Genomic DNA, 15,131 nt, shown 5'->3' with positions numbered 1-15,131 from the left:
CTTTTAAATCAGTTTCTAAATATCTTGCATTAATCGGCACAAAATCATTACCTTTGCGGTTCTAAAAACTGGCGGACGGGTTTCGCCGACTTTAAATTTTATATAAAAAATGGCTGTTAAAATCAGACTGGCCCGCAGAGGCCGCAAAAAAGCCGCTATCTACGATATCGTAGTAGCTGACGCTCGATCACCACGTGATGGTAAGTTTATCGAGAAACTGGGTACTTACAACCCAAACACGAACCCTGCTTCTATCGATTTCAGTGAGGAGAAGGCGTTCCAGTGGTTAATGAACGGTGCTCAGCCAACTGACACAGTGAAAGCGATGCTTTCTTACAGAGGTATTCTGTACAAGAAGCACCTGCAGATCGGTGTTGTAAAAGGCGCTATCACACAAGAAACAGCTGATGCTCGTTTCGAAGAGTGGAAGAAAGAGAAAGAAGCTAAAATCGAAAGCAAGCGTACTACCCTTGGCTCTGAAAAAGATGCGAAGCGTAAGGCTGCTCTTGATGCTGAAACGAAAGTGAAAGAAGCTCGTGCAGAGGCTATCCGTCAGCGTGAAGCTGCCAAAGTTGCTGCTGACGCTCCTGCTGCTGAAGCTGAAGAAGCTCCTGAGGCACCAGCTGCTGAAGGTGAGTCTACTGAAGAGCAAGCATAAATTACATCGGCCATGAACATTGATGACTGCTTCCTGTTAGGTCATATCGTCAAAACCCATGGCATCAAGGGACAAGTGGTTGCGTTTTTCGACGTAGACTACCCCGAAGATTATGATGATCTGGAATCAGTCTTTCTTGAACAACAAGGAAGGCTGATTCCTTTTTTTATTGACAAGATGGAGCCCGTGCAAAAAGGCCGTTTTATTATCACGTTTGAGGATATTAAAACGATAGAGCAAGCCGAAAAGCTCCGCAATGTCAGCCTATACCTGCCACTCGACGAGCTCCCGGAGCTGGAAGAAGGACAGTTCTATTTCCATGAAGTGATCGGCTACCAGGTGGTGGACCAGAACCACGGCCCGCTTGGCACCGTGAAAGACTTTTACGACATGCCGCAGCAACAGCTGATGGCCATGGAGTATAACGGTCAGGAAATGCTGGTTCCTGTGCTGGATGAAGTATTTGTGAGAGCCGACCACGAAGCCAAAGTGCTTCACGTGAACTTGCCGGAAGGTTTGCTGGAGGTATACACACAGCCCGGCACCCCTGATGACGCTGACGACCGCGACGAGTAGCCCCCTTTATCATGCGATTTGACATTATCAGTTGCCAGCCCGACCTGCTGGACAGTCCTTTTAGCCATTCCATCGTTAAGAGAGCACAGCAAAAAAACCTGGTAGAAATCCACATACACGATCTTCGCAAATATGCCATCAACAAACATGGTCAGATAGACGACTATGCTTTTGGCGGCGGAGCAGGTATGGTGATGATGATCGAACCAATTGATAAACTCCTCACGGAGCTGAAGGCGGAACGGGAGTATGATGCTGTTATTTACATGACTCCTGACGGGCAAACACTGAACCAGCAGATAGTGAATCAGTTCTCGCTGATGCGTAACGTGATCATCCTGTGTGGCCACTACAAAGGTGTAGACGAGCGGGTGCGGCAGCATTACGTAACCCACGAGATCAGCATAGGTGACTATGTATTGTCTGGCGGCGAGTTGGGAGCGGCTGTATTGGCCGATGCCATTATCCGGATCATACCGGGTGTGCTCAACGACGAGTCCTCTGCCCTGACGGATTCTTTTCAGGATGGGCTGCTGGCACCGCCGGTTTATACCCGACCGGCAGATTACAAAGGCATGACCGTGCCAGACATCTTGCTTTCCGGAGACGGGCCTAAGATAGAGCAGTGGCGCTTTGAGCAGGCGGTGGAGCGCACCAGACAACGCAGACCCGATTTACTGAACGAGTAGCAAAACAGCTTCATAACATTGTAAAAAGCGTTTCTTTTGCGCTTTTTAGGTATAAGTTTCAAAAACTTACATTTTTTTTCTGCAAAGATTCTTATGTAATAAATAATTACATATCTTTGCAGTCCGAATTTTGAAGAAGATATTTAGCTTTAACAACATAGCCATGAGCGAATTACTTAAATTTATCGAGCAGGAATCTACAGACAAGCGCGCCTCTTTCCCTACTTTCCAGTCTGGTGATACCATCAACATCCACGTGAAAATCCGTGAGGGGAACAAAGAGCGTATCCAGCAGTTCCAGGGCGTTGTTATTCAGCGCAAGAACGTTAACACAAACGGTGAGACTTTCACTGTAAGAAAAGTGTCTAACCAGATCGGTCTGGAACGTATTTTCCCACTGCTTTCTCCATCTATCGAGAAGATTGAGCTTGTAAGAAAAGGCCGTGTTAGAAGAGCTAGACTATACTACCTGAGAGGGCTGCAAGGTAAGGCTGCTCGTATCAAGGAAAGAAGATAATTGAAGAACCTGTTTTCATAAGTTTTCCATAGTTTTAGTAAAAAGGGAGCCGTTTGTTAGCAAACGGCTCCCTTTTTTATACCTGCTTTGCCAGCCAAGCTATACCTGCTATGGCCAGGCTTGCTATATTTGCAGCTATACCTCTCTACCCTTTGCCTCCCCTTTACCCATGATAACACTACAACGCTATACCTTCCTGTTGCTACTACTGGCCCTGCTGGCGTCCTGTCAGACAGACTATGCATCCCTACCCACTTACAACGCCAAGAAACAGTTGCAGGCCGTGATCGAGGTGCCGGCTGGCAGTGCTATAAAACACCACTATAACCAACAGACCAAGACATTTGAAGCAGAGCAGCAGGCCGGCCAGGATCGCATCATATCTTTCCTGCCCTACCCGGCCAATTTCGGTTTTATACCTTCTACCGAAACCAACGCACAGAAAAAACCTTTGGAAGTAGTCGTGCTGGCCGGAGGTGTAGCTACAGGCACCGTGATGGAAGTAATCCCGGTGGGGGTGCTGCAACTGGAAACGGCCGGTGAGTTGGACCACAAGATCATAGCAGTACCAGCCAGGCCGAGCGAACGGTCCATAAACGCTGCAGACTATAACAGCTTCACGGCCGACTACCCTGCTGCTAAAGCCATTTTGCAGCAATGGTTTGTGCATCACAACCCAACCTCCAAAAGCAAGTTTGTAGGCTGGCGCAACGAACAGTTCGCCGAACAGGAAATACAGCGCTGGATGAAACTCTAACGTATTGTCCTTAAAACATGACTCATCCCGAAGTTTAGGAATGGGATGAAAAAGAAGAACCTCCTGTTTTGTGGTTGTAAGGCCATTTAAAAACAGGAGGTTTTTATGTTTCCTACTTCTAAAAACGCATCTTTCCAGGCTGAGGTTCTCTCCCAGGCCCGTTTTTTCTCCCACCGCCTGGAGGATTTCCTCGCTCCCTTCCTGGTGCAGCTCGACCGGCTGCTGGACCACCGCCTTGTTTTGACCTTCCAGGCCCTGTGCCAGGCACTGGTGCGCCACCGCAGCCGCTCCTCGGGCCTGCTTTTGAGCGAGCTGGGCGGGGTGCTGCTCTCCCCCCACAAGGCGCCGGCCGGCACCAAGCGCCTCTCCAACCTGTTGAGGAGCAAAAAATGGTCGGCCGAAGCCATCACTGATTACCTGACGGGTGAAGCCCAAACGTATGTGGATAGGCTCCTGGAGCAGGAGCGGGAGCTGCCCCTCTTGCTCTGGGACGAGAGCGTGCAGGAGAAAACCGAAAGCCTCAAAAGCCAGGGCCTGTGTGCTGTGCGCAGCATGAAGGCCAAGCGAACCCTGCGCATCAAGCCCGGTATTTGCTCACCAATGAGGAGGTGCACACGGATCGGGACGCCTGGCGGTTGGTCTTTGCCTACGCCCGCCGCTGGCAGGTCGAGCAGGCCTTCCGCTTCAACAAGTCGGAGATGGGCATGGAGAGCTGCAGGCTCTGGTTCTGGGACAATAGAATGAAACTCTTGCAGATCGTCACGCTCGTCTACGCCTTCCTGCTCTCGCTGCTGGAAAAGGAGCTGCGCCAGGCCATCTCCAACCTGCTCCGGCAGGGCTGCCATAGAACAGGAAAGCGGTGCAGGAAAACTCCCACACCGCTTTACCGCATCCGCCTGGCACTGGCCAACTTATGGAATCTGCTCTACTTATCCCTGATTCAAACTCCGGGGATGAGTCATGTTTACACAGGTATAGCTATACCTTATTTGATGTCGCGCAATTTTGTTCTCACCTCATCTACAGCTTTCTCCATAGATTGCACCTGCTGGCGGCTGGCTTCCTGCTGCTTCACGTTCAACTCCACATTCTGCTCCAGTTGGCGCAGTTCGTCGGCATTGCGCACCAGTTCAGCTTCCAGCTCCAGCTTGCGTTTCTTGTTTCGCTCGATGCTCAGTTGCAAATCGTTGGCTTGCTTCACGACACGGTCCTGCTCTTTCTTGGTGCTGCGCAGCACCGCTTCGGCTTCATTGATCTGCAACAGCACGTCTTCCTGGTACAGCTTTTTGCCGAAGCTTTCCATAAACTGCTCAGCCGCCGCGTATACCTCCGGTGTCTCGTTTTTATCAAGGTGAGTTGTGCCCATGTCAAGCGACCACCACACGTAGCTTCCCTTGGCATGTGTTCCAACCGTAGAAATAACGCGCACAGGCTGCTTGCTGATGCTGATGAGCTTTGCCTCCTCTACCGTATAAACGCCTTTGGAGTGCTTCACCTTACCCGCTTCCTTCGATAAATGGTCTTTCCAGATCTTCTCTACAAACTTAGGGTCCAGTTGCACGCTCAGCTGCTGACCGCTGCGCTTTATGCCGCTTACCACCTGTTCGTTTTCTTCTACACGCATCACCTGCGCACTCGCCATACCTGATACCAGCAACATGGCCGCTACCAACAATCCTTTTACTCGCATACTCTACTTAGAAATAATGATTTGACAGGAACAATCGTATACCTACGAAAATAGCTAATCCATAGCAGATTTCAGATATATAGAGCAGGATTAATTTAGCAGCTGTTCTGTTTGGGTTTGGATACCACGAAGCTTACCTTTGTAAGTTTACAGCCCGGCTAGCCCAATGTGAATTTTTCACGTACGCGAACAATAACACAGGCCCAACTGTTGAAACCGCAATGAAAATAACGATCTGCAGAAAAGAGCACTTCAACGCCGCACACCGCCTTCACAATTCGGCCTGGAGCGACGAGCAAAACGCGGAGGTTTTCGGGCTGTGCAACAACCCCAACTACCACGGGCACAACTACGAGCTTATTGTGAAACTGACGGGCGCCGTGGACGAGGAAACCGGGTATGTGTACGACATGAAAAAGCTTAGCGAGTTGGTAAAAGAAGAGGTAATCGACAGGTTTGACCACAAGAATCTCAACCTCGACACAGAGGAGTTCAGGCAGCTGAACCCCACCGCCGAGAACATTGCTGTTGTCATCTGGGAGCGATTGCGTGATAAAATAAGCCGGGAATATGAATTGGCGGTAACGCTTTATGAAACTGAACGAAACTTTGTTGAATATAATGGATAACCAGGACCTGGGCACCGAAGCGGAAGAGATGGATGACCACATGATGGGCTCTCTGGAAACGCCGCTGCGCCCTGACGCATTTGACCTTTCTGACGCAGAAAAGATTGTGATCATTGAAAGGCATTTCCGTGAAATTATGCATACCATGGGCCTCGACCTGACAGACGACAGCCTAAAAGGCACACCGCTGCGTGTTGCCAAAATGTATGTGCAGGAAATTTTCAGTGGCCTGCACCCCGAAAACAAGCCGGTTATCCGCCGTTTTGAGAATAAGTACAAGTACACCCAGATGCTGGTGGAGCGCGATATAACCGTGTACTCTTCCTGCGAGCACCACTTTGTGCCGATTATCGGGAAGGCCCATGTGGCCTATATGCCCAATGAGCATGTGATCGGCCTCTCCAAACTTAACCGTATTGTGCAATACTTTGCCCGCCGCCCGCAGGTGCAGGAGCGCATGACCATGCAGATCGCCAATGAGCTGAAGCAGGCGCTGAAGACCGAAAATGTGGCCGTGCTGATTGAGGCGGATCACCTTTGCGTGATGAGTCGTGGTGTAAACGATGTGAGCAGCAGCACCATCACAGCGGAGTACTCCGGCTTGTTTGAGCAGGACCAGTACCGCAACGAGTTCCTGAACCACATCCGCAAGAAATAAAACCCGCTGCTAGAGCGAACCTTTGCGCTGCCTGCCGGTTTTGATCGTTGAAAGCAACTTTCAGTTAGTCCTTACCCGTATAGATATATTTCTATATAATTTATAACGACGATTAGTACTTATGGCTGAGAAAATACTCATATCAGGTGGTTCAGGACTAATCGGGTTACGTCTTTCGGAGATGCTGATTGATCAGGGCTATGAGGTAGCGCACCTGTCCCGGAATCCCGACAAATTCTCTCACTACAAGACTTTTCGCTGGAATATAGAGAAAGCTACTATTGATGAGAATGCCATCACGCACGCTGACTACATCATTCACTTGGCAGGTGCTGGTCTGGCAGAGGAGAAATGGACCAAAGAACGGAAACAGGAAATTCTGCGCAGTCGGGTAGACAGCACACAACTGCTACTCAATGGCCTTCGCCAGCAAAATCACCACGTCAAAGGCTTTATTTCGGCTTCTGCTATCGGTATTTACGGTAACTCAGGCGACCAGCTGATGTCGGAGGAGAGCAGCTATGGCGAGGACTTTATGGCCGAAGTATGCAAAGCCTGGGAAGGGGCTGTCTGGCAAATCAAAGACCTGGGCATACGCACCGTCATCCTGCGCACAGGTATAGCGCTGAGCGAAAAAGGAGGCGCACTGCCGCAGATGGCCCGGCCGATCAAAATGATGGCAGGTGCTCCGCTCGGCAGCGGCAAACAATACATGTCCTGGATCCACATCGACGACCTGTGCCGCCTTTACATCCGGGCCATTGAAGACACGCAGTTTGCTGGTGTATACAATGCTGTCGCCCCCCACCCTATCACGAACCAGGAGTTTACCGAAGCTTTGGCTGAAGCCATGAACAAACCGCTGGTATTGCCTAAAGTGCCATCTTTTGCTCTTAACCTGATGCTCGGTGAGATGAGTGATGTAGTATTAAGTGGCCAGCGTGTGAGCGCTAACAAAGTGCTGCAGACCGGTTTTACCTTCGAGTACAATTACCTGGATGAGGCACTGGAGTCGTTTTACAGCAAGAGCAAAGACAAAAGCTGATTCCCTATACCTGTCCGACAGGTGACACAGGTATAGCATATAACTAAACAACAACGCCGGCTAATAGGCATAGCCGGCGTTGTTGTTTTCCCAGATTCAGGTATAGCTTAGAAAGTATCTATTAACTCCGGAATCTCAAAATTCAGATCGAAGAAAATGGAGTCGGGTTCCTCCGCTTTTGGAAGCACAGTGGTGCAATTATACTTCTTGCTGATCTTAACGGTCGGACCCGGGAAACGACCCATGGTATAGCCGAGGTCTTTGTCTTTATAGAGGCGCTCCATGAATAGCCCGTATACCGGCAGCGCCGTTTTGGACCCTTCGCCCAGATTGGAAGTACGGAAGTGAATGCTTCGATCTTCGCCGCCTACCCACACGCCAGTTACCAGATCTTTGGTTACGCCCATAAACCAGCCATCGGAGTGATTGGAGGTGGTACCGGTTTTGCCACCAATCTCATTTCCTTTCCAAAGGTCGTATTCCCAGAGCGCTTGTGAAGTGCCGCCTGGTTCTTCTATACCTCCTTTGAGCATGTGCATCATCAGGAAAGCCGTTTCTTCACTCAATACCTTCTTCTGTTCCGGCACAAACTGCTCGATCAGGTTGCCATCACGGTCTTCGATGCGGGTGATGAAACGCGGCGCGGTATGGAAACCGTGGTTAGGGAACGTACCATAGGCTCCTACCATCTCATAAACCGACACGTCGCTTGGACCCAGGCCAATAGACGGCACCTTATCCAGCGGACTGCTTATACCTAGTTTGTGGGCATAGTCAACCACTGTTTCCCAGCCAACCAGTTCGGTGAGTTGAGCTGTAACAGAGTTCACCGATTTACCCATGCCACGGCGAAGCGTCATAGGTGCTCCGGTATATTCCCAGTCAGCATTGGTAGGTGACCAGCTTTTCTTCTCCCCTTTTTCAACATAATTGATGGTGATGCGCGTGTCCACAATTTTGTCACAGGGCGAGTAGCCGTTATCGATGGCCGCCACATACACGAAGGGTTTAAAGGTAGAACCCGGCTGGCGACGCGCCTGCTTCACATGGTCGTACTTAAAGTACTTGTAGTTGATACCACCCACCCAGGCCTTAATCTCACCAGAGAAGGGATCCATGGTCATCATACCGCCGTGCAGGAAACGCTTGTAGTAACGCAGCGAATCGAGCGGGGACAAGGTCATTTTCTTTTCACGCTCCGGGTTTTCCCAGGTAAACACCATCATGTCGCGAGGGGTGTTCAGTTCTTTGTTGATGGCGGCTACATTGTCGCCGTGCTTCTTTTTGAGGCGCTTGTAATAGTCAGTGCGCTTGATGGTTTCTTCAATAAAGCCCGGTATCTCGTTGTTCTTCTCGTCTACCCAAGGGTTTTTGCCCTGCCAGTGATTGTCGAAGCGGCGCTGCAGGGTGCGCATCTGCTGCTCCATGGCCGCCTCGGCATGGGCCTGTACACGCGAATCGATGGTGGTGTATACCTTGAGGCCGTCGCGGTAGAGGTCGTAGCCGTTCTGCTTGCACCATTCCTTCATGAAATCGGCCACAGCTCCCCGGAAATAAGTGGCGGGGCCGTCGTAGTGATTTTCTACTTTGTATACCAGTTCCAGTGGCAGCTTGCTCAGCGAGTCAGCCTGAGGTTGCGTGAGGTAATTATACTTGGCCATCTGCCCCAGCACGGTGTTGCGTCGGCGGGTAGAGTTCTCCGGATTGAAGCGCGGACTATAGTAGGTCGGGGCTTTGAGTAATCCCACCAGTACAGCGGCCTGCTCGGGCTTCAGGCTGTCAGGCGAGGTATTGAAGAAGGTTTTGGAGGCTACCTGTATACCAAAGGAGTTACTGCCAAAATCCACGGTGTTGAGGTACATGGCCAGGATCTCTTCCTTGGTATAGCGCTGCTCCAGCTTAATGGCCGTGAGCCATTCCTTCGTTTTGGAGATCACGATGTTCAGACCAGGTATGTGGCCCAGCACTCCCTTTGCATCGTCGGTGCGGGTCTTGTACAGGTTTTTGGCCAGCTGTTGCGTAATGGTACTGCCTCCGCGGCTTTCGCCGCGCAGGTTGTCGTATACGGCTCCGAAAATGGCCGTCGGATCTATACCTGCGTGCTCGTAAAAACGAACATCCTCGGTGGCAATAAGCGCATTGATCAGCGTAGGCGACATCTCTTTGTAGCTCACCGGACTGCGGTTTTCACGGAAATATTTCCCGATCAGCTGCCCATCGGCAGTGTATAGTTCCGAGGCCTGGTCGCTACGCGGATTTTCCAGCCTGTCCAGACTTGGGGATGAGCCGAAAAGGTAAAAGAAGTTATACTCCACACTCACCAGGTACCCGATCACCACCATCAACCCCAGCAGAAACAGTTTCCAGGTATAGCCGATCACACTGCCGTAAACCGACCTCCTCTTCTTCTTAACCTGTGGCTTTTCTTGTTCTTTTTCTTGCTCTTGCAGCATGTTTTATTATCGGGGCAGATTGCCCGTTTTTTACCGGAACACTTCTCTCTAATCTACTGCAAATATACCTTTTGTGTACAAATACTTTCCCAGAAACGCATAAAACTTAGTTAGGGATATACAGAAGCTGTTATAAGTTTGGCAGCCCTGCCTATCTTTGTGCATAGCATTCCCTATACCCCCATGCAAGAGCAACTACAGGCGGCATTCGACAAGATCAATGGGCTGCCACTTACCAAAACCACCCGCAGCGAACTGGTGCAATACTTCCACTTCGGCAAAACCAGCTATACCACGCCACACGGATTGATTCTGGACGTGGGCCTCTATACCCTGGCTGTGAACTGCCCCTGGACCTTTGAGCTTGCCAACGGCGAGACCATCAAACACAGCGAGGTGTTCATGCGCAAGCGTGAGCCCGGCCTCCCCTCACCCAAATTTGATTGGAAAGTGCCCGGTGCCAACCTCCGCGACCAGCGTCTGCAAGGGCTTGTGATCAGCAGCCAGGCACTGGCGGTGGAAAGCGCGGAAATAAAAGACGCATACGGTATAGCCCTGACTTTTGTAAATGGTGACCGCTTGGTGCTAAAGCCGGATCTGGGCAAGCCGCAGGAAGAATACTGGCAGCTATTCAGCAACTCCGGTGAAGGTTTCAGCATTGGGGCTGGCGCTGCGGGAGTTGTGACGAAGTAGAGAATTGCTTTTAGCTAACATCAGTACTAGCTTAGCATGATTATCACTTATAGTGTACTTTAGAAAGTCTGAATAATGGCTAAACTTAAAAGAGCATTTCTTGTAGCCATTGCTATGATACTTCTAATGCTGCTAGCACTTAGAGTGAATAGTGTTAGAAATGCTGAAAGTTATAGTATCTGGTTAGACAGAGAACTAGCTAAAGAAAACGGGTTTCTTGCAGCGGAATACTTGCCTATTATAAGTAAACTTTTAATAAGTGATTCTTTAGATTTTAACCCTGGTAGCATATGGGTTCATGAGCCTATCAAATTGAAGCATCGACTTTTCATCTTTAATAGTTACTATGTCAAATCTCCTTCGGGAAAGCCTGAATTGAAATATACAGCAGGTAGTACGACAAATGGATCCATGCTTACCAACGCAAGAAATGATACAGCTTCTAGAGAACAATTTTTTTTTGCAAGATGAGTTAACACAATTGAAAACTTATTCCCTGGATGACAGCCTGGTTGACCAAAATGGCAACCTTTTACTTTTACAGATTACACTAAAGTAGATACGATAAAGCTCTACGTCAAGAAAGCAAATTTTGTCCTGAGTCAACCACTAAGTTCAGCTACCCAGTCAGGCTACATATTATATAAAATTAAGCTGGAAAGAGTGCCAGTTGATTCGTTACTTTTCGTAAAGAGCAGTCAAAAAATCGCTATTCACTAGGATGGCAATTTAAGCTCATATCATTCCTCTACTTGCAATTACCACCGCATAGTGGCACAATCGTTTACCTATTCCAAAACATCAAACCCAACTCACCCCATGAAAAAACTGCTACTGACCACAGGTATAGCCCTGGCACTCTGCCTTTGCTGCACGTTAGGTGCCCAGGCACAATCCAAAGCAAAGCCTATTGCCAAAAAGGCTCCGGCTACTACAGCGCAGGAAGCTCCTAAAAAGTCTGGTGAGATGGACATGAGCCAGATGAAAACTTATTACATGGCTTTGCTCAAAAAAGGCCCTTACCAGCCAACCGACACAGCCGAAGTGAACAGCATCCAGCGTGGCCACATGGCGCATATCCAGAAGATGGCCGCCGATGGTAAACTGGTTATGGCTGGCCCGTTCTTGGACAATGGTGAGCTGCGTGGTATTTTCATTTTTGATGTAGCCACTTTGGAGGAAGCGCAGGCGTTGACAGAGGCAGATCCGGCCGTAAAAGCCGGCAAGCTGATCATGGAGCTGCATCCCTGGATGAGCCAGCGCGGCACGACGCTACCCTAGCAACCTTTATAAGAAGAGGGCAGTATGCGAACAAAACAATCGCTGCTGCCCTTGAACTTCCGCCTGCACCTATTTGAGCTAGAAGACCAGCCCTGGTTTCCGCACATTTTCCGCCAGGGCATGCTCGATTTCCTGCGCTTCATGATCTCGAATCTCGGAGCCTATGGACCCGCTATACCTTTGCTGGAGGATCTGCTCCGTCGCAGCGGCCAGACGCACTTCACTGACCTTTGCTCCGGCGCCGGCGGCGGCATAGCAGGTATACGCGAAGCACTGAGCCAGCGCATGGGAGTGCCTGTGCATGTCACCTTATCTGACTTATACCCTAACATCGGCGCCTACGAATTTCTGCAAGCCGAGTCCGGTGGTCTGATCGATTTCATTGCCTCTCCAGTGGATGTCACCAATGTACCGCCGCAGGTAAAAGGCTTACGCACCATCTTTTCCTCATTTCATCATTTCAGACCGCAGCAGGCAGCGGCCATTTTGCAAAATGCCGCCGACCAACGGGCACCTATCGGCATCTTCGAGGGGGGTGGCAAGACATGGGCCGAACTGATCATTTTCCTACTTACCTTCCCGATCGTCATTCTGCTGGTAACACCTTTTATCAGGCCTTTTAAACTCAGCCGACACCTGTTCACGTACCTTATACCAATTATCCCGCTGGGCATCATGTGGGATGGCCTGGTATCGCTTTTCAGGCTTTACAACCCACGGATGCTCGACGAGTTGCTGGCGCACGTTCATACGCCGCCCGGCTATACCTGGCGCAGCGGCATTGTCGGTACCGGACCGGGTCAGCAGGTTATTTATCTGCTTGGCTATCCGGATTAATAAAATTGCTGATTGCTGTATAGGCAGGTTTCAACATTAAAAAAGAGTAAAGTCTGATCTGAGAATTAAAAACCTAAGATGAAAGAGTTTTGGTAAATGAGACAAAAACAATCAACAAATAACAATCAACAATTCACACCTTGAAACCAGTCGCTATACCTGTCATCGGAAAATACGGCAGCGCCCTGACCCTCATGCGGATTCCGTTTTCGGTATACCTGATGCCGGTGTACTGGTTTGCGCTTAGCGTGACAGACGGCTATGCCTGGTGGCGGGCAGCGGCCGTATTCCTGATTCTGCATGTGTTGGTATACCCTGCCAGCAACGGTTACAACTCATACCACGACCGGGACGAAGGCAGCATCGGTGGGCTGCGGCAACCGCCCAAAGTCACGCAGGAGTTGTTTCACCTGGTGCTGCTATTTGATGTGCTGGCCCTGTTGCTCAGTTTCTTACTTTCTCCTCTGTTTGCCCTGATGGTTGCGCTATACCTGCTGGTTTCCAAGGCTTACAGCAACCGTGACATTCGGCTCAAGAAATACCCGGTCATCAGCACACTGGTTGTCACAATTTTTCAGGGAGCCTTCACTTTTTTGATGGTACAGGTGGGATCTGATCTGGAGTTTCGCCAGGTTCTGCAAGCACCCAATATTTGGTTTGCCCTGGTAAGCACGTCTTTTCTCTGCGGTTCGTATCCGCTCACACAAATTTACCAGCACCAGGAAGACAGCGCACGAGGAGACAAAACACTGAGTTTGCTGCTAGGTATACGGGGCACTTTTGTATTTGCAGGTATAGCCCTGAGCTTGGGAGCAGCCCTTCTGATCGGGCTATACCTGGCGTTGGGTCAGTTGCTCAACATTCTGGTCTTCCTACTTTTCACCGCTCCAATTACTTATTTTTTCCTGAGTTGGGTGCGAAGGTCATGGCAGAACCCCGAGGAGGTAAACTTCGAAAACACGATGCGCATGAACAAGATCTCGTCACTTTGTATCAGCTTGGCGTTTTTTCTGATACTTCTGCTACGCGCTGTTTATACCTCGTAAAACCCCATGTAGGCCAGCCTCTTATAACTACATAGCCTGATTTCGTATAACAGCAAAAACCGTCTCCACATGAAATTTCTCCACGCTGTAATAGGCGGACTTGCCGCCACCGCCGCCATGACCGCCTTCCTATACCTGCTCTCATTTGCGACGCACCGTGTTATGAAGGTGATCCGGATACTGGGCACTATGCTCACGAACCGCACCCAACCTGATGGCTCACTTTCGGAGGCCACCAGCACCAAGGTATACGGCACCGTAGCGCACTACCTGGTCGGGATTATTTTCGCTCTTTTCTACATCGCGCTGTGGCACTCAGGTGTCGGGCTTATCAATGTTTCCTGGGGTTTCCTTTTTGGATTAGCCCATGGTCTGATGGCAATGTTCATCTGGTACCTGTTTTTTCTGGTGCATCTCAGACCACCTCTCATAGCGCTTCGCACCTACCTGATCACACTCATTTTTGCGCACATCGTTTATGGCGTGGTGCTGACCTATACCGTCTATCTGCTAACTAAGCCAGATTATCCGTTTTGGAGCTAAGGGGATTGAGTGAGTGAGTTAGTGATTGAGAGGATGAGTGATTTTGATTGGATAAGTTTTTGAACTAATAACAGTTACTTTTTGATTTCACAGGAAACAAAATTAAAGTACTGTGGATAAAGAACACTTACCCAAAGATCAATTTGCAGAGCTGTTCAGGCAGCGCACAAAACGACTTGCCTTAGATGTAACTAAATTTAGTAAGCACTTGCCAAAGACACAGGAAGCAGTAATTATGAGGCGACAATTGCTACGCTCTGCCACATCAGTTGCGGCAAATTATAGAGCGGCTTGTTGAGCCCGGTCATCAGCAGAATTTTATACTAAGCTTTGTATTGTAGTGGAAGAGGCCGACGAAAGCCTATTTTGGCTCGAGCTTCTGGAAGAGTCTGGCAGCACTTCAACTACCGCGGTTCTAAACCTACAAAAGGAATTCACTGAAGTTCTATCAACCATGGCCAAAGCACGAAAATTCATGAATGAATAAATAATTCACTCAATCACCAACTCACTCATTCACTCAAGCAGTTCAAATAAAAGAAAAGAGGGCGTCCGGAAAGGGCGCCCTCTTTGCGTTTATCCGGTTGCTTTTGGTCTTCAGGCGGCCAGCTGGAAAATAGTGGCTCTCGGGCTGAAAAAAGCCGTCAGCTGATCCAGCAGGCCGGCATGAGCCACAGTCGGCTGTTTTAGTGGCTGTAAAAGGCCGGCGGCGGTCCTTTCCAGGGCCTGCTGGAAGGCTTTTACCCCCTTGCCAGCTATTTTGCGCAGGTTATGGGCCAGGGCGGCCAGCCCGAAGTCCACTTCGGCTTTGGCCAGTGTTCGCAACCTAAAGCGGGTGAAGCGGTTGTTGCTCTTCACCTGGCCGAAGACGGCCTCGGGCTCGATGGCCCTGCGCCTGCGGTGGCGCACCCCTTCCTCACTCAAGAGCCGCTCCCGGGCCTTCAGGCGCTGGAGCCGGTGGTTGACCTCGATCATTCGGTTGCCCTGGCCCTTAAAACACTGCCCCCGCAGCGGGCAGCCCTGGCACCGGCGGGCCTGATAACGGGAGAGGGTGGAAAT

General features: G+C 50.0%; 17 protein-coding genes and 2 pseudogenes. 16 read left to right on the top strand and 3 right to left on the bottom strand.

The window, feature by feature from the left end; translation table 11 throughout:
* The first annotated feature begins 109 nt into the window (after nucleotides 1–109).
* The 6 genes from K3G39_RS15080 to K3G39_RS15055 all read left to right on the top strand — a co-directional run bounded on the left by K3G39_RS15080 (nucleotide 110) and on the right by K3G39_RS15055 (nucleotide 3,941).
* Nucleotides 110–658: a 30S ribosomal protein S16 gene (locus tag K3G39_RS15080; RefSeq protein ID WP_220627008.1), complete on the top strand. Its 549-nt coding sequence runs from the start codon at nucleotides 110–112 to the stop codon at nucleotides 656–658.
* 12 nt (nucleotides 659–670) lie between these two features.
* Nucleotides 671–1,234 (top strand): ribosome maturation factor RimM, encoded by a 564-nt coding sequence (rimM, locus tag K3G39_RS15075; RefSeq protein ID WP_220627007.1) that lies wholly within the window; start codon nucleotides 671–673, stop codon nucleotides 1,232–1,234.
* An 11-nt stretch (nucleotides 1,235–1,245) separates the two neighbouring features.
* Entirely contained in the window at nucleotides 1,246–1,923 is a 678-nt protein-coding gene (trmD, locus tag K3G39_RS15070; RefSeq protein WP_220627006.1) for a tRNA (guanosine(37)-N1)-methyltransferase TrmD, read from the top strand.
* Between the two features lie 163 nt (nucleotides 1,924–2,086).
* Entirely contained in the window at nucleotides 2,087–2,440 is a 354-nt protein-coding gene (rplS, locus tag K3G39_RS15065) for a 50S ribosomal protein L19 (protein ID WP_007657440.1), read from the top strand.
* A 169-nt stretch (nucleotides 2,441–2,609) separates the two neighbouring features.
* Entirely contained in the window at nucleotides 2,610–3,197 is a 588-nt protein-coding gene (locus tag K3G39_RS15060; protein WP_220627005.1) for an inorganic diphosphatase, read from the top strand.
* A gap of 105 nt (nucleotides 3,198–3,302) precedes the next feature.
* The gene (locus K3G39_RS15055; protein ID WP_220627004.1) at nucleotides 3,303–3,941 is read left to right on the top strand and encodes a hypothetical protein; all 639 of its coding nucleotides are present in this window, start codon (nucleotides 3,303–3,305) and stop codon (nucleotides 3,939–3,941) included.
* A 241-nt stretch (nucleotides 3,942–4,182) separates the two neighbouring features.
* Here K3G39_RS15055 and K3G39_RS15050 read toward each other — a convergent pair whose 3' ends face one another.
* The gene (locus tag K3G39_RS15050) at nucleotides 4,183–4,887 is read right to left on the bottom strand and encodes a DNA repair ATPase (protein ID WP_255594389.1); all 705 of its coding nucleotides are present in this window, start codon (nucleotides 4,885–4,887) and stop codon (nucleotides 4,183–4,185) included.
* 221 nt (nucleotides 4,888–5,108) lie between these two features.
* Here K3G39_RS15050 and K3G39_RS15045 point away from each other — a divergent pair, with 221 nt between their 5' ends.
* The 3 genes from K3G39_RS15045 (at nucleotide 5,109) to K3G39_RS15035 (ending at nucleotide 7,219) form a co-directional block, all read left to right on the top strand.
* Nucleotides 5,109–5,516, top strand: coding sequence for a 6-carboxytetrahydropterin synthase (locus K3G39_RS15045; protein ID WP_220627003.1), 408 nt, complete (start codon nucleotides 5,109–5,111; stop codon nucleotides 5,514–5,516).
* A complete protein-coding gene (gene folE, locus K3G39_RS15040; RefSeq protein ID WP_220627093.1) occupies nucleotides 5,509–6,174 on the top strand; it encodes a GTP cyclohydrolase I FolE in 666 nt (221 codons plus the stop codon). Before K3G39_RS15045 ends, folE begins: the two co-directional genes overlap by 8 nt.
* Before the next feature lie 121 nt (nucleotides 6,175–6,295).
* Nucleotides 6,296–7,219: a TIGR01777 family oxidoreductase gene (locus tag K3G39_RS15035; RefSeq protein ID WP_220627002.1), complete on the top strand. Its 924-nt coding sequence runs from the start codon at nucleotides 6,296–6,298 to the stop codon at nucleotides 7,217–7,219.
* A gap of 107 nt (nucleotides 7,220–7,326) precedes the next feature.
* Here K3G39_RS15035 and K3G39_RS15030 read toward each other — a convergent pair whose 3' ends face one another.
* Nucleotides 7,327–9,672 carry a penicillin-binding protein 1A gene (locus tag K3G39_RS15030; protein ID WP_220627001.1) on the bottom strand — a complete coding sequence of 782 codons (2,346 nt, stop codon included), beginning with the start codon at nucleotides 9,670–9,672 and terminating at the stop codon, nucleotides 7,327–7,329.
* A gap of 183 nt (nucleotides 9,673–9,855) precedes the next feature.
* On the opposite strand from K3G39_RS15030, the gene K3G39_RS15025 reads away from it, so the two are divergent.
* The 7 genes and pseudogenes from K3G39_RS15025 to K3G39_RS14995 all read left to right on the top strand — a co-directional run bounded on the left by K3G39_RS15025 (nucleotide 9,856) and on the right by K3G39_RS14995 (nucleotide 14,559).
* Nucleotides 9,856–10,365, top strand: coding sequence for a hypothetical protein (locus K3G39_RS15025; RefSeq protein ID WP_220627000.1), 510 nt, complete (start codon nucleotides 9,856–9,858; stop codon nucleotides 10,363–10,365).
* Between the two features lie 75 nt (nucleotides 10,366–10,440).
* A complete protein-coding gene (locus K3G39_RS15020) occupies nucleotides 10,441–10,836 on the top strand; it encodes a hypothetical protein (protein WP_220626999.1) in 396 nt (131 codons plus the stop codon).
* A 348-nt stretch (nucleotides 10,837–11,184) separates the two neighbouring features.
* Nucleotides 11,185–11,646 carry a YciI family protein gene (locus K3G39_RS15015; RefSeq protein ID WP_220626998.1) on the top strand — a complete coding sequence of 154 codons (462 nt, stop codon included), beginning with the start codon at nucleotides 11,185–11,187 and terminating at the stop codon, nucleotides 11,644–11,646.
* 24 nt (nucleotides 11,647–11,670) lie between these two features.
* A complete protein-coding gene (locus K3G39_RS15010) occupies nucleotides 11,671–12,483 on the top strand; it encodes a class I SAM-dependent methyltransferase (protein ID WP_220626997.1) in 813 nt (270 codons plus the stop codon).
* A gap of 140 nt (nucleotides 12,484–12,623) precedes the next feature.
* Nucleotides 12,624–13,529 (top strand): UbiA family prenyltransferase, encoded by a 906-nt coding sequence (locus K3G39_RS15005; protein ID WP_220626996.1) that lies wholly within the window; start codon nucleotides 12,624–12,626, stop codon nucleotides 13,527–13,529.
* Between the two features lie 69 nt (nucleotides 13,530–13,598).
* The gene (locus tag K3G39_RS15000) at nucleotides 13,599–14,072 is read left to right on the top strand and encodes a hypothetical protein (RefSeq protein ID WP_220626995.1); all 474 of its coding nucleotides are present in this window, start codon (nucleotides 13,599–13,601) and stop codon (nucleotides 14,070–14,072) included.
* A 112-nt stretch (nucleotides 14,073–14,184) separates the two neighbouring features.
* Nucleotides 14,185–14,559, top strand: a pseudogene (locus tag K3G39_RS14995) (four helix bundle protein).
* A 260-nt stretch (nucleotides 14,560–14,819) separates the two neighbouring features.
* On the opposite strand, the pseudogene K3G39_RS14990 reads toward K3G39_RS14995, so the two are convergent.
* Nucleotides 14,820–15,131 (bottom strand): annotated as a pseudogene (locus tag K3G39_RS14990) (transposase); the annotation flags it as partial.

The organism is Pontibacter sp. HSC-14F20 (assembly GCF_019599265.1).
Lineage (GTDB): Bacteria > Bacteroidota > Bacteroidia > Cytophagales > Hymenobacteraceae > Pontibacter.
This window is presented reverse-complemented; position numbering and strand designations above follow the sequence as displayed.

What these genes read in the sequence shown, in the direction of transcription:
- K3G39_RS15030 (WP_220627001.1), bottom strand. Translation starts at nt 9,672, where the DNA reads ATGCTGCAAGAGCAAGAAAAAGAACAAGAAAAGCCACAGGTTAAGAAG.
- K3G39_RS15010 (WP_220626997.1), top strand. Translation starts at nt 11,671, where the DNA reads ATGCGAACAAAACAATCGCTGCTGCCCTTGAACTTCCGCCTGCACCTA.
- K3G39_RS15035 (WP_220627002.1), top strand. Translation starts at nt 6,296, where the DNA reads ATGGCTGAGAAAATACTCATATCAGGTGGTTCAGGACTAATCGGGTTA.
- K3G39_RS15055 (WP_220627004.1), top strand. Translation starts at nt 3,303, where the DNA reads ATGTTTCCTACTTCTAAAAACGCATCTTTCCAGGCTGAGGTTCTCTCC.
- K3G39_RS15000 (WP_220626995.1), top strand. Translation starts at nt 13,599, where the DNA reads ATGAAATTTCTCCACGCTGTAATAGGCGGACTTGCCGCCACCGCCGCC.
- K3G39_RS15080 (WP_220627008.1), top strand. Translation starts at nt 110, where the DNA reads ATGGCTGTTAAAATCAGACTGGCCCGCAGAGGCCGCAAAAAAGCCGCT.
- rimM (WP_220627007.1), top strand. Translation starts at nt 671, where the DNA reads ATGAACATTGATGACTGCTTCCTGTTAGGTCATATCGTCAAAACCCAT.
- rplS (WP_007657440.1), top strand. Translation starts at nt 2,087, where the DNA reads ATGAGCGAATTACTTAAATTTATCGAGCAGGAATCTACAGACAAGCGC.
- K3G39_RS15050 (WP_255594389.1), bottom strand. Translation starts at nt 4,887, where the DNA reads ATGCGAGTAAAAGGATTGTTGGTAGCGGCCATGTTGCTGGTATCAGGT.
- K3G39_RS15020 (WP_220626999.1), top strand. Translation starts at nt 10,441, where the DNA reads ATGGCTAAACTTAAAAGAGCATTTCTTGTAGCCATTGCTATGATACTT.
- K3G39_RS15025 (WP_220627000.1), top strand. Translation starts at nt 9,856, where the DNA reads ATGCAAGAGCAACTACAGGCGGCATTCGACAAGATCAATGGGCTGCCA.
- K3G39_RS15045 (WP_220627003.1), top strand. Translation starts at nt 5,109, where the DNA reads ATGAAAATAACGATCTGCAGAAAAGAGCACTTCAACGCCGCACACCGC.
- folE (WP_220627093.1), top strand. Translation starts at nt 5,509, where the DNA reads ATGGATAACCAGGACCTGGGCACCGAAGCGGAAGAGATGGATGACCAC.
- K3G39_RS15015 (WP_220626998.1), top strand. Translation starts at nt 11,185, where the DNA reads ATGAAAAAACTGCTACTGACCACAGGTATAGCCCTGGCACTCTGCCTT.
- K3G39_RS15060 (WP_220627005.1), top strand. Translation starts at nt 2,610, where the DNA reads ATGATAACACTACAACGCTATACCTTCCTGTTGCTACTACTGGCCCTG.
- trmD (WP_220627006.1), top strand. Translation starts at nt 1,246, where the DNA reads ATGCGATTTGACATTATCAGTTGCCAGCCCGACCTGCTGGACAGTCCT.